The organism is uncultured Dialister sp., from assembly GCA_900314595.1.
In the GTDB taxonomy this organism is placed as follows: domain Bacteria; phylum Bacillota; class Negativicutes; order Veillonellales; family Dialisteraceae; genus Dialister.
The window spans coordinates 17,875-35,030 of the sequence record OMVW01000039.1; the positions used below are offsets into that span (position 1 = coordinate 17,875).

General features: G+C 49.5%; 16 protein-coding genes and 1 tRNA gene. 4 read left to right on the forward strand and 13 right to left on the reverse strand.

Annotated elements, in window-relative coordinates:
• Window positions 1-166 precede the first annotated feature (166 nt).
• From QZN42_RS08525 to QZN42_RS08560, 8 genes are all read right to left on the reverse strand, one after another.
• On the reverse strand, window positions 167-1,393 hold the full coding sequence (locus QZN42_RS08525; RefSeq protein ID WP_296956546.1) for an S-layer homology domain-containing protein: 1,227 nt from the start codon (window positions 1,391-1,393) through the stop codon (window positions 167-169).
• 699 nt (window positions 1,394-2,092) lie between these two features.
• Window positions 2,093-2,341, reverse strand: coding sequence for a hypothetical protein (locus QZN42_RS08530; protein ID WP_296956549.1), 249 nt, complete (start codon window positions 2,339-2,341; stop codon window positions 2,093-2,095).
• 115 nt (window positions 2,342-2,456) lie between these two features.
• Window positions 2,457-3,740, reverse strand: a complete 1,284-nt coding sequence (locus tag QZN42_RS08535) for an S-layer homology domain-containing protein (protein WP_296956552.1) — start codon at window positions 3,738-3,740, stop codon at window positions 2,457-2,459.
• Window positions 3,741-4,174: 434 nt separating this feature from the next.
• Window positions 4,175-5,662 carry an aldehyde dehydrogenase family protein gene (locus QZN42_RS08540; RefSeq protein WP_296956555.1) on the reverse strand — a complete coding sequence of 496 codons (1,488 nt, stop codon included), beginning with the start codon at window positions 5,660-5,662 and terminating at the stop codon, window positions 4,175-4,177.
• A gap of 15 nt (window positions 5,663-5,677) precedes the next feature.
• Window positions 5,678-5,836 carry a hypothetical protein gene (locus QZN42_RS08545; protein WP_296956558.1) on the reverse strand — a complete coding sequence of 53 codons (159 nt, stop codon included), beginning with the start codon at window positions 5,834-5,836 and terminating at the stop codon, window positions 5,678-5,680.
• Between the two features lie 799 nt (window positions 5,837-6,635).
• Window positions 6,636-7,877 carry an S-layer homology domain-containing protein gene (locus tag QZN42_RS08550; RefSeq protein ID WP_296956560.1) on the reverse strand — a complete coding sequence of 414 codons (1,242 nt, stop codon included), beginning with the start codon at window positions 7,875-7,877 and terminating at the stop codon, window positions 6,636-6,638.
• 494 nt (window positions 7,878-8,371) lie between these two features.
• On the reverse strand, window positions 8,372-9,250 hold the full coding sequence (locus QZN42_RS08555) for a YitT family protein (protein WP_296956562.1): 879 nt from the start codon (window positions 9,248-9,250) through the stop codon (window positions 8,372-8,374).
• A gap of 52 nt (window positions 9,251-9,302) precedes the next feature.
• Window positions 9,303-9,393, reverse strand: a tRNA-Ser gene (locus QZN42_RS08560).
• A 437-nt stretch (window positions 9,394-9,830) separates the two neighbouring features.
• Here QZN42_RS08560 and QZN42_RS08565 point away from each other — a divergent pair.
• From QZN42_RS08565 to QZN42_RS08575, 3 genes are read left to right on the forward strand one after another with little or no spacing between them, the layout of a single operon-like run.
• A complete protein-coding gene (locus tag QZN42_RS08565; protein WP_296956564.1) occupies window positions 9,831-10,772 on the forward strand; it encodes a MoxR family ATPase in 942 nt (313 codons plus the stop codon).
• On the forward strand, window positions 10,773-11,786 hold the full coding sequence (locus QZN42_RS08570) for a DUF58 domain-containing protein (protein WP_296956566.1): 1,014 nt from the start codon (window positions 10,773-10,775) through the stop codon (window positions 11,784-11,786).
• Window positions 11,783-14,137: a transglutaminase domain-containing protein gene (locus QZN42_RS08575; RefSeq protein ID WP_296956570.1), complete on the forward strand. Its 2,355-nt coding sequence runs from the start codon at window positions 11,783-11,785 to the stop codon at window positions 14,135-14,137. The genes QZN42_RS08570 and QZN42_RS08575 overlap by 4 nt, the downstream gene beginning before the upstream one ends.
• A 62-nt stretch (window positions 14,138-14,199) precedes the next feature.
• Here QZN42_RS08575 and QZN42_RS08580 read toward each other — a convergent pair whose 3' ends face one another.
• The 5 genes from QZN42_RS08580 to QZN42_RS08595 form a co-directional block, all read right to left on the reverse strand.
• Window positions 14,200-14,499, reverse strand: coding sequence for a helix-turn-helix domain-containing protein (locus tag QZN42_RS08580; protein WP_296956572.1), 300 nt, complete (start codon window positions 14,497-14,499; stop codon window positions 14,200-14,202).
• Window positions 14,500-14,501: 2 nt separating this feature from the next.
• The gene (locus QZN42_RS10170) at window positions 14,502-14,609 is read right to left on the reverse strand and encodes a type II toxin-antitoxin system RelE/ParE family toxin (RefSeq protein ID WP_363916558.1); all 108 of its coding nucleotides are present in this window, start codon (window positions 14,607-14,609) and stop codon (window positions 14,502-14,504) included.
• 46 nt (window positions 14,610-14,655) lie between these two features.
• Window positions 14,656-14,868: a type II toxin-antitoxin system RelE/ParE family toxin gene (locus QZN42_RS08585; RefSeq protein ID WP_296956574.1), complete on the reverse strand. Its 213-nt coding sequence runs from the start codon at window positions 14,866-14,868 to the stop codon at window positions 14,656-14,658.
• A gap of 107 nt (window positions 14,869-14,975) precedes the next feature.
• Window positions 14,976-15,803 carry a hypothetical protein gene (locus QZN42_RS08590; protein WP_296956575.1) on the reverse strand — a complete coding sequence of 276 codons (828 nt, stop codon included), beginning with the start codon at window positions 15,801-15,803 and terminating at the stop codon, window positions 14,976-14,978.
• A complete protein-coding gene (locus QZN42_RS08595; RefSeq protein WP_296956577.1) occupies window positions 15,790-16,542 on the reverse strand; it encodes a hypothetical protein in 753 nt (250 codons plus the stop codon). Before QZN42_RS08595 ends, QZN42_RS08590 begins: the two co-directional genes overlap by 14 nt.
• A gap of 423 nt (window positions 16,543-16,965) precedes the next feature.
• On the opposite strand from QZN42_RS08595, the gene QZN42_RS08600 reads away from it, so the two are divergent.
• On the forward strand, window positions 16,966-17,156 hold a 191-nt coding region (locus QZN42_RS08600; protein ID WP_296956578.1), incomplete at its 3' end, for a hypothetical protein.

Sequence of the window (17,156 nt, forward strand, 5' to 3'; positions counted from 1 at the left end):
TACCTTCCCGATAACCCCGATCATCCCCGAGATTCCCGACCATTCCCGAAACAAAAGCTTATCGTCCTTTTATAAATCCCGGTTTAACAAAAGAGACAAAAAAAGAAGCCCCTCATACGAGGAGCTTCTTCATTGTTTATGAAACTAGTATATTCTAACTTAGAAATTAGAATTTGTAGTTCAGGGAAACGGTCCAGGAGTCATCTGCATCCTTGTCATCCAGTTCGGTGTCGAATGCATATTCAGCATGGAGCTGAACGTTCTTCTGGAGGGTTACGTTAGCAAGAGCGTTCCAGAAGGTTGCGTCCTGAGTCTTGGACAGAGCGCTGGTCTGGAGGCCGGTGCCGCCGAAGTATACGTTCTTTTCAACATCGTTGTAGTATACACCGAGATCCCAGGTGCCCGGTTTCTTCCAGTTAGCTTTGCCATATGCAAGGCCTGCGTTCCAAGCGGTATCGGAGCCATCAGCAACGGTGTTCTTGTAGTAGTCGCCAAGAACGGTAAGTTTCTTAGCTACCGGAATAGCGAGGTTAGCGCCGAGAAGTTCAACTTCCTTGCCTTCCTTGGTTGCGAGGTAATCAACGCCGAGTTTAGCGAAGTCGAAGTCGTAAGCGCCCTGAGCAAAGAGAACGTCTGCATCTTCTGGATCTTCATTATCAGCTTTTTTAAGTGCAAATACACTGGTATTAACTTTACCAAAGCCTACTTTAGCAGCGAAAGCATCTTTAGCATAGGAGAGCTGAGCTCCATCATAGCCATCATGTGGGTTCAGCAGCCAGCCACCCTGGTTACCAAAGGACAGAGGCTGTTTACCAAGGCGAACCTGGAAATCACCAAATGCATGGTTTACAAACAGCTGATCCATGGAGGTGTTAGCTTCGTCTGCTTTGTTGGTCTTGAAGTTCATTTCAGTCAGCAGACGGCCCTGAACGTAGGTGGAGTCATTAACCTGGCCTTTAACGTTGATTCTGATACGGCCATTGTATCTGTCGTTGCTAGCTTTTTCAGAATCCTGATAACGCATACGAGCATCGCCGGACCAGTAAATGTTGCCGACTTTCTTTTCCAGGTTGCCTACGCGAACGCCCAGGTTAGCGAGTTCGTCAGCATATTCACCAGCGAGTTTGTCGAGGGTTGCTCTCTGTTCAGCGTTCAGCTGATCTTCCTTAGCCATGAGACGAGCGATGATCTGAGCCAGTTCATATCTGGTCATGTTGCGTTCGCCTTTGAAGGTGCCGTCCGGATAGCCTTCTACAACGCCCTGGTCGGAGAGGTCGGAAACAGCCTGGTAAGCCCAGTCATCCGGGGTTACATCAGAGAACGGATTTGCAGCGTATGCGGATACGCCAGCGGTGAGTGCTGCAACGGCAGCGATTGCGAGGATTTTTTTCATACTAAGTATCTCCTTCTATGAAAAAAATAAAGAAATGTGTGCCTCTATTTTTTCTAAAAGGATTTCAGTTTCAGAACGTGTTGCTCGAGTGACCGTGTTTCCTCTGCGTGTCCTTACTTCCTACTTTCCCAGACTATCGTCCCGAGGCCGGGACCTTTCGTCTAGTGAGATAGTAACACAAATGCTTCTGAAAAATCAAGATTGTCGGCTGTCAGTCAAAACTCCGTCACGAAATGCCCCGATTGTCAAGACTAAGAAAAAAATATTTACTTTTAATCCGGAATTTTGTCAAAGTCTCATTTTGTTAGTAATTATCAAATAAATTACCGCTTGTACAACAATTTTAATTTTCTAATAAAATTGTCCATAAAAAATTTAATTTCATATTGACTATAAAAATATTCTATTACTGTATTTTGCTAAAGGGCACGCTTTTACAGCCTGAAAGGGAAGCCCCCTGGCCGAAATCTTTTGTCTCGGGAATACCGGGATTCACTTCGGGGTTATCGGGACTATCGGGAAGGTGCGGCGCGACAGCAGAAAGCGCCGCAAATATATTAAATCAAAACCACAGGTATCGAAGATGATATTTCCAATATAAAAATGGCGGGCTTTATAAATTTTATGCCCGCCACCGCCCCGAGATCCCAGATCACCCCCGGGATTCCCGAGATCCCCGATTCAAAGGTTGCCACACTTTCAGTTTCCTTTATCATCTACTCTTTCAGCAGGCAGAAATTCCCCCGCCTGTGCACGTTCCCCATAAATACTCGTTGCCGCATCAGCGGCAACACCTTCCCGAGATTCCCGATTATTCCCGAGATTCCCGACAATTCCCGATTCAAAGGTTGCCACCACATTCCCCATAAATACTCGTTGCCGCATCAGCGGCAACACCTTCCCGAGATTCCCGATTATTCCCGAGATTCCCGACAATTCCCGATTCAAAGGTTCTTTCGCCTTTATAGATGCAAGTCTCTGTAAAAGAGACAACAAAAAAGAAGCCCTTCAAATGAAGAGCTTCTTTTTTTATTTCCTTTGAACCAGTCTTCTAATTCAGGAATTAGAATGCATAGTTCAGTTCAACGCCCCAGGTGTCATCCGGATCTTCTGCACCAGATGCTTTAGCTGCGAAGTTGTAGTAAGCGTCGAGTTCAACGTTCTTCTGAACAGCTACGCCTGCTTTAGCTACCCAGAACTTAACGCCGGTTTCAGAGGAGAGATCGAGCTGATCGGTCATGTCCAGTGCGGAACCGCCGAGGAGCATGGAGTTCTTTTCAGCGTCTACATAATGAACGCCGAGGGTCCAGGAACCCGGTTTTTCTCCGTCAACTTCACCATAGGTGAGGCCTGCGGTCCAGAGGTCAGCATCTTTCAGGCCTTTGTTCAGTTTGGTCTGAACATAGTCGCCGTCGAGGGTGAAGTCTCCGCCAAGGCCAATTGCTGCGCCTGCGCCCCAAACCTTAGCTTCGGCACCTGCGAAATCATCTAAGTCCATCTTCTGAGCGTTCTTCAGATAGAATGCAGAAACGTCAGCGGTATCAGCGATATGGCCGGTCAGTTTTGCATACCATGCTTCGTGGGATTCAAATTCTTTATAAGCATCGTAACCTGCATCAAAGCGGCCATAGCCTGCTTCTACGCCGAATTTGCCATTGTCATAAGCAGCGTTTACGCCTTTGAATACGCCGTCTTCATCCCAGAAAGTACCGGTCTGGTCAAGAGCGACACCAAATTTGCCGAGGTTAACGGTTACTTTGTCATTCGGGGTCCATGCGGAGTACAGGCGATCCATGGTTACACCGGAATCATCTTCACCTTTGAAGTCCATGTTGTAAACCATACGGCCGTTAACGGTTACCTGATCGTTAACCTGGCCCATTACATTGATACGCATACGGCCGGTCCATGCATCGTCATGGCCTTTTCTTAAAGTGTTGTCATCTTCGTCTTTAGCGAGGTTGTGCTGATACTGCATACGAGCATCGCCGGACCAATAGAGGTTGCCGACTTTCTTTTCCAGGTTGGATACGCGAACGCCCAGGTTTGCGAGTTCGTCAGCATATTCACCAGCCAGTTTGTCGAGGGTTGCTCTCTGTTCAGCGTTCAGCTGGTCTTCTTTAGCCATGAGGCGGGCGATGATCTGAGCCAGTTCATATCTGGTCATGTTTCTTTCGCCTTTGAAGGTGCCATCCGGATAGCCTTCTACAACGCCCTGGTCGGAGAGGTCGGAAACAGCCTGATAAGCCCAGTCATCCGGGGTTACATCAGAGAACGGATTTGCTGCGTATGCGGATACGCCAGCGGTGAGTGCTGCTACCGCAGCGATTGCGAGAATCTTTTTCATAGGTAAGCTCCTTTTGAAAAAAATAAATTTTTGCCCTGATTCTGAAAGGATTTTCAAAAAGAGCTTCCGCGCGAGTTGCCGTGTTTCCTCTGTTTCTTCTCTTCTTTACTCTTCTCTTCCACACAAAGAGCAGGGTATTCCCTGTTGTGCGAACTTATTATACCACCATGATTAAAAAATTACAAATTTTTATGTAATTTTACTTTATAGAAAAATAATATTTCACGCATTTCATACAATAAATTCCTATGATTTATTATATTTTTTTACTTCCATCATAATTTTTTATTTCCCTAATTCGTAAATTTGATATACCTTATCCATTAATATCGGGAAGATGGCTTCGCGGGCGCTGTTTCTCGATTTTCATCTCTCTTTCCGATAAAAAAGAAGCCAGACCCTTTCGAATCTGACTTCTTAAAAATCACAATATTTTATTTGATATCATACATCCCGCTGATGCCTTCTTTAAGGTTGATGAGGATGTTCTTTGTCTGGCTGTAGTGTTCCAGCATGACTTTGTGGGTTTCTCTGCCGATGCCGGACTGTTTGTAGCCGCCGAAGGGGGCCCCTGCGGGGAGATCGTTGTAGGTATTGACCCACATACGACCGGTGTGTACGCTGCGGGCTACTTTGAGGGCGGTATTGATATTCTTTGTGAAGACTGCTCCGCCCAGACCGTATACACTGTCATTGGCAAGGGCGATGACTTCATCGGCAGTCTTGAATTTCTGGATGACTACTACCGGTCCGAAGATTTCTTCCTGGCAGACTCTGGCAGCGTTCTTGTCGGTAACGAGGATGGTCGGTTTCATGAAATAGCCTTTGTCGCAGCCGTTTTCGGTGTATCTTTCACCGCCTGTGATAAGCTGGGCTCCTTCATCAAGGCCGATCTGTACATATTTCAGTACTTTATCCTGCTGGGCTTTGTAAATCTGGGCACCCAGCTGGGTTTCTGGATCTGTGGGGTCACCGATCTTTACGCTTTCAAAGGTGGCTTTCAGGTGTTTTACAAATTCGTCAAAAATGCCTTCCTGTACGAAGAGGCGGGAGCCTGCGCAGCATACCTGGCCCTGGTTGAAGAGGATGCCTTTGCATGCGCCGTCTACGGCCTGGGCCAGATCTGCATCATCGAATACGATATTGGCTGATTTGCCGCCCAGTTCGAGGGTGACAGGGATCAGTTTGTCGCAGGCAGCCTGGTATACGCCGTGGCCCACTTCGGTGGAACCGGTGAATGCCAGTTTATCGATATCCGGATGATCCAGCAGCCACTGGCCGGAGCGGGAGCCCTTGCCGGTGATGACGTTCAGTACGCCCTTCGGGAGCACGTCCTGGATGAGACGGACCAGTTCGAGAATGGAAAGAGAAGTGTGGGAAGACGGTTTAATGACGATGGTGTTTCCGGCTGCCAGGGCAGGAGCCAGTTTCCAGCATGCCATGGTGAATGGGAAGTTCCAGGGAATGACCTGGCCTACTACGCCTACCGGTTCATGGAGAATGAGGGACAGGGTGTTGTCGTCCAGCATGGTGGCAGAGCCTTCCCATGCACGGAGGCAGCCTGCAAAGTAGCGGAAATGGTCGCTGCCCAGGGGAATGTCGGCAGCTTTGGTTTCACGAATAGGTTTGCCGTTGTCCAGTGTTTCCACCAGTGCCAGGTGGTCTGCATTGGCATCAATAATATCTGCGATTTTCAGCAGGATGTTCTGTCTTTCAATAGGAGATGTCTTGGACCAGGCCGGAAGGGCTGCTCTTGCTGCCTTCACTGCGCTGTCCACGTCTTCTTTGGTTGCTTCTGCGAAATAAGCCAAGTGCTCGCCATTTGCCGGATTGTGGGCGTCAAAGGTAGCGCCGTCAGAAGCCGGAACGAATTCGCCGTTAATAAAGAGTCCATACTGTTCCTGAATGTCTGCTTTTGCCATACTAATACCTTCCTTTCAATCACTTGCGGGGTAAATCCCCTTTGTATGAGATGCTCCGCCGGAGTTTGTACGATATCCGGTAGTCCGGCGGGATGTTTCTTTCAGCAGCAGTAAGAAATACAACCTTTCATACTGTTCGATAGTCACTTTCTTCTGCTTCATCGCTGCAGTCATAGTATATCATGGACTGTTACAATATTCAAGAGTCTCGATAAGCATGAATGAGGTTTTTCTATGTGTTGGACGCGGCTGTGGACACACCTTCGGTGTGAGGGTTGACGGGCCTTTGGCCCGAGGGTTCTTAAGGTTCTTAAGTTTGACGGCCTTTCAGGCCGAGGGTTGTGGTAGCGCCCTTCGGGCGCAGAGTTTTATAAGCCGCCTGCGGCGGTCACGTCAGCATAGAGTATCTATTCTCTCCGCTTACCTCGTACACCCTTTCCCGCTACGCGGGATTTCGCCCCGGTGGGAAGCATGTCACTGGATTCGCGGGTCGCGGGGCTCCCCTATGAATCCAGTTCCTTTGCCACCTCAAGGAGAAACGAGAGCGTTACGGGATTGGCTTTCTGTATCACATGGCATGATAAGCATTCTGTGATTGGCTCACTGCGTTCGCCTCCCCCTTTCCCGCTGCGCGGGACTTCCCCCGCAAGCGGGAGCAGAATAAAACACCGCAAGATAATCTTCTCATAAATCCTCCGCTCGAGATGACGATGGTGGCGAGCGCCATTGGACACACCTTCGGTGTGAGAGTTGACGGGCCTTTGGCCCGAGGGTTATGGCCGCCTAATGGCGGCGGGTTGTGTATCGCTTCGCTCAGGGGGCGACAGCGGCTCTGCCGCTGAGGGTGGTGGTGGCGCCCTTTGGGCGCAGATTTAAAAAAGGGCGCGGCTGGCGCCGGAGTCTTTGGCCGTCAGGATGTAGAAAAAAAGAAGCCCCTCATTTCGAGGAGCTTCTTTTTTCATTCTAATGAAAATTAGAATACATAGTTCAGGGATACGGATGCTACATCATCGTAGTCGGTATCGGTGCCTTTGGTCTTTACATCGAAGTTGTATTCGCCGTGGAGTCTTACGTTCTTAGCGAGGGTTACATCGCCTTCTGCACGCCAGAATTTAACTTCCTTGACGGCAGAGTTTTCGAGCGCATCCAGCGGGGAAGAATCGTAGGTGTAAGCGCCGAGGAATGCGTTTCTTTCAGCGTCTACATAGGAAGCAGCTACACGGAAGGAGCCGACTTTAGCATTGTCCTGTTTGCCGTAGCCAAGACCTGCAGCCCAGAGGTCCGGGTCTCCTTTGGCATCGGTGTTCTTGTAGTAGTCGCCGAATACATCGAAGCCGCCGCCAAGGCCTGCAGTGAGGCCTGCGCCCCAGATGTTGACCTTGTTGTTGCTGGTGCCGTTCACATAGTCTACGTCATAAGCAAAGCGTCCTGCTTCGCCGGAGAACTGTGCGTAGGCATATTCATGTTTATCAGTGATGTTGTCTGCATAGTCTCCGTTCCAGTCTTCGAAGCGGCCATAGCCTACTGCCAGGTTGGCTGCATCATTTGCATGGAATGCCACTTCAGCGCCTTTGATTTCAGAATCGAAGAATACGCCGGTCTGACCGAAGAACTGGTCATATTTGCCAAGGGTAGCTTCTACCTTGTCGCCAAATGCATGACGAACATAGAGTCTCTGCATATAGGTGTCGCTGGTTTCGCTGTCTTTGAAGTCCATATCAGAACGGAGCAGGCCATTCACATAGGTGGAATCATTGACCTGGCCCTTTACGTTGATACGGATACGGCCAACGTATTTATCATCTTTATCGCCTGTGTCGGTTTTATAGGTCTGATAGAATTTCATGTAGCCGTTGCCGGACCAGGAGATGTTGCCTACTTTCTTTTCCAGGTTGGAAACGCGAACGCCCAGGTTTGCCAGTTCGTCAGCGTATTCGCCAGCCAGTTTGTCAAGGGTTGCACGCTGTTCAGCGTTCAGCTGGTCTTCTTTTGCCATGAGGCGGGCAATGATCTGAGCCAGTTCATAACGGGTAATGTTTCTTTCGCCTTTGAAGGTGCCGTCCGGATAGCCTTCTACTACGCCCTGGTCGGAGAGGTCGGAAACTGCCTGGTAAGCCCAGTCATCCGGAGTCACATCGGAAAACGGATTGGCAGCGTATGCGGATACGCCTGCGGTGAGTGCAGCAACAGCTGCGATTGCGAGAATCTTCTTCATAAGATTTCTCTCCCTTCGAAAAAAAATATAATAACCTGCCCTTTATTTTTCGAAGGAGGGACGTCGTACTTCTGCGCGAGTGGCCGTGTTTCCTCTGCCATACTCCCTCTCTCCTCCCACATTCTCCCAGGGCCGGAAAATGAGCTGTTGGTAATCTTTAGGATACTATAGGGTTTTGCTTTATACAATACATGGTTCATTAGAAAATGATTATTTATTCATAACTCTGCATAGTATATGCCCACATACATCCTATTTTCTCTTAACAGCACAAAAAGCGAAGCCCGAATGGACTCCGCTTTGAATCGACTTTGTTAAGATACATTTATTTTACATTGCCATGACAGTAATTGCAACAGGAAATAGAAAAAATATGCAGTTTTGAATGTATTTCCAATTTCCTTCAAATTTTTAAATTTCCTTACCTAATGCAAGGGTGGCCATCATTCATGACCGAGCCTTTCCGACTGCTTTTCCGTGGGGAGGTAAGCCTGTCATTTCTTTGGAGTTCGAACCGTATTCGTCCCTTTGACTACCCCGCCCGAAACTTCCTGTACGTCGAAGACGGAAAGGAAAGCGGAAGGATCGATGAAATGAACCAGGTCTTTCAGTTTCTGCACTTCCAGTCTGGTTACCACGCAGTAAAGGACATCCTTATCATCCCGAAGGAATCCGCCCTGTCCGTGGAGGCGGGTCACCGATTTCCTCATACCGCTGACGATCGCATCCGATACATCATCGTAATTATTAGTGACGATGAATACGCCTTTGGAGGAATCAAGACCTGCGGAAACCGCATCAATCATGCGGGAACAGATGAAGTAGGTAATGAGGGAATACATGGCGCTGTTCCAGCTGAAAACGAAACCGGCAGCTCCCAGGATGAAAAGGTTGAAGAAGAGGATGATATCCCCTACGGAGAAGGAACTTCTCCCGGACATCATGATAGCCACGATTTCCGTACCATCTGTGGATCCACCGCTTTTGATGACGATTCCCACACCGATGCCCATGATGATTCCGCCAAAAATGGTGGACAGGAAAGGATCATTCGTCGCCGCCGGAAGGCTCTCCAGATAAGAGGAGCAGAGAGACAGGACGACGATGGCATATATGGAATAGACCGTCACCCTTTTGCCCAGACGGCGATAACCGATGATGAAGAAAGGAAGGTTCAAAAGTACGATCAGTATGGAAAATGGAATGCCTGTCAGCGCCTGGACCAGAAGGGAAATACCTGTGACGCCTCCGTCAATGACGTTGTTTGGAATCAGGAACAGGTTAAGTCCTGCGGAGTAAATGGCTGCCCCTGCTGTCAGTCCTATGGCCTTCTTGAAGATTTCCGCATAATTCAGCTGAATTTTATTGCCCATGATTTTCAATCCTCTGTTAAAAAAAACCGCGGCAGAGCCGCGGAATCATTGCTGGCGGAAGAGGTGGGATTCGAACCCACGCACGCATCGCTGCGTCTGGCGGTTTTCAAGACCGCTCCCTTCAACCACTTGGGTACTCTTCCTTGTTTATGAAGTTATCAGAATAGTATTATTATATTTTATGAAATAGTGATTGTCAAACAGTATTTCCCCATCCTCTTTGCAGGGCCTTTAGAAATAAAACTTTTGTGTCGGGAGTATCGGGATTCGTTTCGGGAATCTCGGGAAGGTGCGGCGCAACAGTAAATGGGCGCCGCAGAGTTTTTTATGCTAAGTTTCATTGGAATCAATCGAGAGTAAAAACATAATAGAAAATGGCGGGCTTTATAAATTTTATGCCCGCCACCACCCCGATAATCCCGATTATTCCCGAGATTCCCGACAATCCCCGATTCAAAAGCCATTTCACATCCAGTTTCCATTTCACCTTATGGTCCTCATTGCCTTAATTCCCTCTTCCCACAAGTAGTATAATATTATATAACCACTTATAAAAAAATTTTTGAAAGAGGCAATAATTATGTCTGATAAAGAACTCATAGATTCCATTCTTTCCGAGACCGAGAGGGCGGTGCTGGGGAAGGATGAGGTGCTCAGGCGGATTCTCTGTGCCATTCTGGCGGGGGGACATATTTTAATCGATGATATTCCCGGCGTGGGGAAGACGACGATTGCTGTGGCTTTCACTCATGTGCTGGGGCTGGATTACAAGCGGATGCAGTTTACGCCGGATGTGCTGCCCAGCGATATTACCGGTTTTTCCATGTATGACAAGAATTCCGGCACTTTCCGTTATGTGGCAGGTTCGGCTATGACGAATTTCTTCCTGGCTGATGAAATCAACCGTGCTTCTCCAAAGACCCAGTCGGCGCTTCTGGAAGTGATGCAGGAAGGAAAGCTCACGGTAGACGGGAAGACTTACGCAGTGCCCCAGCCTTTCATCGTCATGGCCACCCAGAATCCTTTCGGTTCTTCCGGCACCCAGGAGCTTCCGGAATCCCAGACGGACCGTTTCATGATTCGTATTACTGTGGGCTATCCGGAAAGGGAGGATGAAATCCGTATTTTAAATGGAAATACAAGAAATCCCGCAGAAGCCTTGCAGCCTGTCATTTCTCCCGCCCAGCTCCTTTCTCTCCGGGAGGAAGCTTTGAAAATTCATGTGGAAGACAGCCTGTACGGGTACATGGTGGATATCGCCAGAGCCACGAGGAATCATCCGGACATCCGCCTGGGCATATCGCCCCGCGGAACCATGGCCCTTGCTTCCATGACGAAGGCTCATGCCCTGATGGAAGGCCGCCCCTATGCGACTCCCGATGATGTGGCTTCCGTTGCCCCCTATACGCTGGGCCATCGTATTTCCTTATCCGGCGATGCCCGTTACGCCGGAAAGACAGCTGTTTCCGTGCTTTCCGAAATTCTCGCCTCCCTGCCGCTTCCGACGCTCAAGGAGGACTAAATGGGCCGGCTGTATTACCTGATTATTCTTTTCATAGCCATCCTTCTCATGGTGCTTTATGACCTGGAGGGGGCTTTTCTCCTTTCTCTGGTGATGATCCTGACGCCCCTTCCGCTGTATTTCCTGGAAAAGCGGCTGGCGCCGAAGATTTCCCTCTCCCTTTCCGCCCCGAAATCGGTGCGCCGGGGGGAAAAGCTGGAAGCGGCTCTCACGCTCAAAGGACCTTTTCTATTTCTTCTGTCTTCTCCCGATGCTTCTTTAAACGGCATCCCATACGAGACTTATGAAGAAGGAAATGGAAATATAACGTTCTATTTCGAAAAGGACGCCCTTCACTGCGGACGGATCGATATGGGAAAGCCTTCTATTTCCTGGACCGACCCCTTTGGCCTTTTCCATTTCAAGAAAACGGCCGCTCCCACGAGCTGCCTGGTCTTTCCCAGGCAGGTGGGGAGTGCCCATAAAATCCTCGAAAGTCTCCGGAAACTTTCCGCATCGGATGAAGTGGAATACTTCGGAGCGACGGAATACAAGCCGGGCGACAATCCTCATCTCATCAACTGGAAAATCACGGCCAGAAAAGAGGAAGTCTTCGTGCGGGATTCCTACCCGGCAGAAAGCGAACGGTTCGTGCTGGCTGCGGACTATGAGGAAAATGAAGAATACCGGGATATCATCGGCGATGCCCTGTACTCTGCGGGCCTTGCCCTTCTTTCGGTGCCTTCCTCTTTCCGCTTTGCTTTTGCCGCGAAAGCCGGCCCCGTATCCCAGATGATCCGCACACGGGAAGACTGGGAAGAAGCGATCCGCGGATTTCTCGAGGCAGGACGGGACCAGGCCCTCCGGGAAAGTCCTCTTTCCCCCTATGTGCCCATCGTCTACCTCACGGGAAATCCGAATCCTCCCGTCTCTCCCGTCCTTCACCCCGCCCTCTGGTGCGCAGCGCCTGATGCGCCGAGGGCCATGCTCTCGGGAAAAGGTGAAATTTATGAAGCTCTGGGAGGCGGAAAATGATGAAATATGCACTTCTCCGTCCCCTGACTGCGGCTCTCGGAGCCGCCGGAACGGCCGCTATTCTTTTCTCCTTCTTTGGAGGAGGAGAATTCCTCTTCGCAGGGATGGCTTTCCTCATCGTCCTTTTGGGAAATATCCTTCTCTCCTCCCTGGATGAGAAAAAGCAGTTTCCTGTCCTTGCCATTCTTTTTGTCATTCTTCTGGCAGGAATGGTCCTTTTCAGATCTGCTCTGACGCAGAGTGCCGTCTCTGCTTCCATTCCCCTCATGCAGACTCTTTCCGAACCCTATGACGTGGAAATGGACATCCCAAAGCCGGCAGTGCCGGTTTCCGAAATCCCTGCCAAGCTTGTACTCTGCCTCTTTATTTCCTGGTTCTTCCTTTCTGCTTCTCTTTCGAAAGCAGGAACTCTGCCGGCAGGACTTATTTCTTTCTTTACCCTGCTCCTCAGTTTCTACTATGGGCTGAACCCCGCGCCTTTCGGCCTCGTCCTTTCCGCTGCTTACATCATGACCCTTCCGGCTCTCCTCAAATCGAGGGGACCGGGTCACCCGGAAATCGCCGCTTTCGGGGCGGCCCTCCTCCTGGGCCTTGTATTTGCCCTGGCCATTCCCGAAAGCCGGTACCGGCAGCCTGCGATTTTTGCCGGTCTTCAGGAAAAAATCGTGGAATTCGTGGACCCCTATAATCCCGTATTTCATGCAGGCAATGCCTATACAGGGATGATGAAAGGTTCCGCCGGCCATCAGAAACTGGGCACGTCAAACGGCATCCACTACACAGGCCGCATCATTGCGGATATGGAAGCACCGGAAATGCCTTACCGCCTCTACCTTCGAAGCTGGGTGGGCGGAGAATATGGAAATAACCAGTGGAAGGATCTTCCTGCTGACAGTTATGGTTCCGTGAAGCAGCTCTTCGAGCAGAACCAGGGCGAATGGTACGACCAGAGCGCCTGGCTCATGGAAGTGATCCAGCGAAATCCCGCCCTTACCCAGATGCTTGAAAATTACATGGACCGGCAGGATTCACTGCAATCCAGAAAGAAAGATTTTGCCCTGGACGCCATGTACGAGAAGACCCGTTTCCTTCTCATCCCCTACGATGCAAGCTTTGGCGGCCATTTCTTCACTTACGACCGCTCGCCTGTCTCACCGAAGGCCAAGGCCTACAGCACCTATATCTGGGACCTTCCGTCAGGCGCCCTCCTCTCCATGATGGAGCAGGAATCCATATCCGACGGGTACTACCGGGTCTATGCAGGTGCCGAGAGCCGCTACAGGGACTGGGTGTACAAGCATGATCTGGAAATCCCGGATTCCGTGAAGGAAAGTCTTTCTTCCTTTGGAAATATTTCCACCGTCAAAACCCTGGCCGAAAAACGGCAGCGGGTGGAGGAAATCCGGGCCTTCCTCGCGCGGAACTACACCTACTCCACCGCCCCGGGCCGCGTGCCTGCGGGGAAAGATTTCATTTCTTACTTCCTCACGGAAAATAAAAAAGGCTACTGCACCTACTTCGCTTCCGCCGGAGTCATGCTCCTCCGGGCAAGCGGCATCCCTGCCCGCTATGTGACGGGCATGACTGCAGGGACCGATGAAATCAAAGAAGCGCCCGCCCTCCCCGACGGACTTCATACCCTTTCCTTAAACGACCGCCATGCCCACGCCTGGGCGGAAGTCTATGTGGACGGTCTCGGCTGGCGGCCCGTGGAGTTCACTCCCGGCTACGAAGGAAATGAAAATCCATTCCCCATTCCTGCGGATAAACAGCGAAACGACAAAGGCGCCCCCGATGCGCCGCCGGACCCGAAGAGCCCGAAAATGAATCCTGGCTCTCAGAAGGGACAGACTCCGAAGAATCAGCCTCCAGGCGGTGCGGACCAGCCCCGGCAGTCCCCGGGAAATCCGCCGCGCCTCAACCCGCAGCAGATGAGGACTCCCGAGAAGCCCCTTCCCAAAGGTCTCCTCCTCATCCCACTGGTAATTCTGGCCCTGATCGGATTCCTCGCCTATCGGCTCTCCGCCGTCTCCCACATGATTTCCAAAGCTTCTGAAAGCAAAGAATCTTTCAACCGTCTCATCGATTATATGGAACGCCTCGCCGCTTATAAACGGATCCCGGCGAAGGGGAGCTACGAAAAGCAGATGGCCCTCTTCAGGGAAGATTCCCGCCTTTCAGGTCTTGCGGAAGTAACGGAACTTCTGATTAAGTCAAAATACTCCGGCGCTCCCCTCTCAAAAGAAGAAAAGAGAAGAGCCGCAGCCCTTGTGAAAGAAGCCAGAAGGAACTGCATCAAAGATATGGATTTCATGGAAATGGTGAAATTCAGGGTTCTGCGAAAAATGTAAAAAATCTCCGTACGAAATAAATCGTACGGAGATTTTTAATTTCCTGAATCATTTCTCTTTCATCACGGATCGACCAGTTCTATTTTAAGCATCTTACCCAGTCCTTCCGCCAGTCTTTGCATAGTTCTAAAAGAAATATTCAATTTGCCATGCTCTACTTTACTTATATCTGCCTGATCAATCCCGGTTTTAGCAGCTAACTCTTTCTGAGTCATCCCCTTCTCACGCCGTGCATCAATCAAGGCCTGAATCAGAGTAAACTCTGGTTCCAGTTCCTCAAAAGCTTTCTTAAATTCCGGATCATTGAGACTTTCCTTCAAATCGTCATCAAAGCTGTATTCCAGTTTGTTTTTATCCATCATATTCACTCGCCTCCCAAACTGCGTCTCATATAATCTTCCCTGTATTTCTTTGCCAGTTCAATTTCCCTAACCGGTGTTTTCTGTGTCTTTTTAGTAAAACCATTAGTCAATATAGCCGTATTTCCTATTACAAAAAAATAAAGAACACGCGTAATATTACTTATTACTACCCTGTTTGGCCCTTAATTCGTATATACCATCCTTGAGATATTCGGAATAAGGCGCCCGTAATTCATTTCCATTCTCCTGAAACAATAAAATGGTTCTGCGAACTTTCGCTCTCATCTTCATTTCGAGGGAATCGATAAACTCCCTGACGGGTATGCTTCCATCTGTTTTTATATAGTAGACAACTCTAATTCTCGGCATAGAATAACCCCACTACTATTATATGGGAAATATCCCATATTGTAAATGTATTTCCTGAATTTCCAATGAATTGTTCCAAAATAAAAAGCACTCCCGAAGGAGGCTTTTTATTTTTCTATAAACGGTTCATTGATGAGCTTCAGTCCTGCGAAGCTGAAGAGGTCTTTCTGGCTGTCAAAGGTGGTGAAGAGGAGGAACCGGTAGGTGTCATCCACTTTGCTGGCAAAGCCCCGCACGAAGAGTGGCACCGCAAATCCGTCTGCTGCAAAGGCCGGACGGAGGGAGAAGGAGTAGGTTTTCGGCTTATCCTTCACCTTGTGGAGCTGTTCCACGTGCATCATATCCAGGATGATGAGGTTGTATGGGACATTTTCCTTTGTTTCTTTCCGCACTTCCTTCATGGTATTGAGGAAGATTTCATTCAGGGCGCTCTCGATTTTCAGAAGGCCCATATTGAAATGGAGCATCTTCCCCGCCGCTTCCTGGGTGTAGCCATGGGGAAGGAACATGCCGCCGAAGTATTCGTCCGACGCTTTTCCTTTGAACGAAGCACCGGCCACAATGGCGCTGCCTGTGAATTTTTTATCTTCAATGGTCAGAAGTCCGCCGTAATGATCCATGGAAACGGGGAGGAAACTGAAAGGCTCGTAATGCATCTTCTTCGGAAGATCGATACGGCCCATGATGGAGCCGGACATTTCCGCCGTAGGCAGTTCCGATACCTTTTCCATTCCCTGGCTGGCAATATCTCTGGAAATATCGGACACATGGTGGCCGGCGCTTTTCTCCAGATTTTCCGTCCTGCCGGATGCAGGAACCGCAGCGGCAGCTCCCGTATTTCCACCTTCGGAAAAAGGCGTGCCTTCAGCGAAAGCGCATCCTCCGGAGAGAAGGAGGGCAGACAGGGCCAGGGCGATGATTTTATTTCGTCTCATGTTTTGCTTCCTTCAGCGCTTTAGCGAGGACCGGCTGGAAATAATTGCCTGAAGCCTGGTCGGATGCGAAAACCGTATATACCGTTTCCCCTTCTTTTCTGGTGATGATTCCCCTGATATAGACGGGGATAGTGAAACCATCTTTGACAAGGGAGAGCTGCACATCAGCCGTGCGGCAGGGGATCCCGCCTTTTGTCACCGTTTCCTCCCAGTCCGATTTCGTACGGATATCGATGGAGCTGTGAAGGGTCTTCAGCACCTTTCCAAGGGAAGGCTTCTTCAATTCCGGTCTGGCAGCCTCTTCTTTGCCGTCAGTGCCGGTCACCGGTACCGATGGCTTCAGGAGAGATACCTTCAGCATATCTGCATCCGTCACGGGAAGGGAAAGCACCATTCCCTGGTAGTAAGTATCGTTATCCAGGGCACGGACCTGGTATACTTTGCCGCTTCTCAGGATGGAAACAGCCATTTCCGACAAATCTTTGGCCGACGGGTCATTTTTAGAAACAAGGTCCCCATCCTTCATCAGCTGTTCCACATCTTTGGCTGCATCGGGCTTTAAAAGCCAGTCGTGAATCTGGCTTCCAAAGAAAGAACGCTCCCCGGGATACACGGAAATTTTTTCTCCCAGATCCAGCACTTCCCCGCCTGCCAGGACCATACTGTCCGCATAAGCGGCACCTCCCGTCAGCAAAGATACTGCCAGAATGGGCGCAGCCAGATATTTCTCTATTTTCATAGTCATTCACCTTTCATCAATACAAGAGTATGTATAGATGTATTATATCATTTCAAAAGGCAAGATGGGAAATGAGATGGAAAATCGACGCTCTTCCCATATAACGAGCTGAGTCCGGTTCGATACCCGGGCTTTAACCCTCCATCGACACATCCCGGTTCTGTCAATTTCGAAAATTCGGGACAATCGGGGGAATCGGGATGATTGGAAAGGTGCTGCCGCCGGTGCGGCGCCACTTTCGCTTATCACTTTTGCCACTTCACTAACCACTAAAAACTAAGCACTAAGAACTATAAAAATTTAATAAAAATCTAATAAAATAAAATTCTATTTTTGTACTATATAGTCAGAGCAGCGAGAAAGAGCTCTGGTGAAATCCTTCACAAACCTGAATGTACAGTATCGATCGAAACGGGCGGAGGGATGAATCCAATTAATTTTCTCAAAGCTCATTGCGCGCAACAAAAAATCAAAAACGAAAACCCCGGTCGAAAGACAGGAAATCTCAGAAACAAACAGTTCCCATACGACGTGACACTGGTCGGCCACCTCTGGTATACGGCAGCTCCGTCCCTGCATGTTCAGGCCACAGTCCCTCCGCCGATGGATTGTAA

Bases quoted from the DNA above. Each gene is read 5' to 3' on its own strand.
- QZN42_RS08525 (WP_296956546.1), bottom strand. From the start codon at position 1,393: ATGAAAAAAATCCTCGCAATCGCTGCCGTTGCAGCACTCACCGCTGGC.
- QZN42_RS08535 (WP_296956552.1), bottom strand. From the start codon at position 3,740: ATGAAAAAGATTCTCGCAATCGCTGCGGTAGCAGCACTCACCGCTGGC.
- QZN42_RS08540 (WP_296956555.1), bottom strand. From the start codon at position 5,662: ATGGCAAAAGCAGACATTCAGGAACAGTATGGACTCTTTATTAACGGC.
- QZN42_RS08545 (WP_296956558.1), bottom strand. From the start codon at position 5,836: ATGACTGCAGCGATGAAGCAGAAGAAAGTGACTATCGAACAGTATGAA.
- QZN42_RS08550 (WP_296956560.1), bottom strand. From the start codon at position 7,877: ATGAAGAAGATTCTCGCAATCGCAGCTGTTGCTGCACTCACCGCAGGC.
- QZN42_RS08555 (WP_296956562.1), bottom strand. From the start codon at position 9,250: ATGGGCAATAAAATTCAGCTGAATTATGCGGAAATCTTCAAGAAGGCC.
- QZN42_RS08565 (WP_296956564.1), top strand. From the start codon at position 9,831: ATGTCTGATAAAGAACTCATAGATTCCATTCTTTCCGAGACCGAGAGG.
- QZN42_RS08570 (WP_296956566.1), top strand. From the start codon at position 10,773: ATGGGCCGGCTGTATTACCTGATTATTCTTTTCATAGCCATCCTTCTC.
- QZN42_RS08575 (WP_296956570.1), top strand. From the start codon at position 11,783: ATGATGAAATATGCACTTCTCCGTCCCCTGACTGCGGCTCTCGGAGCC.
- QZN42_RS08580 (WP_296956572.1), bottom strand. From the start codon at position 14,499: ATGATGGATAAAAACAAACTGGAATACAGCTTTGATGACGATTTGAAG.
- QZN42_RS08585 (WP_296956574.1), bottom strand. From the start codon at position 14,868: ATGCCGAGAATTAGAGTTGTCTACTATATAAAAACAGATGGAAGCATA.
- QZN42_RS08590 (WP_296956575.1), bottom strand. From the start codon at position 15,803: ATGAGACGAAATAAAATCATCGCCCTGGCCCTGTCTGCCCTCCTTCTC.
- QZN42_RS08595 (WP_296956577.1), bottom strand. From the start codon at position 16,542: ATGAAAATAGAGAAATATCTGGCTGCGCCCATTCTGGCAGTATCTTTG.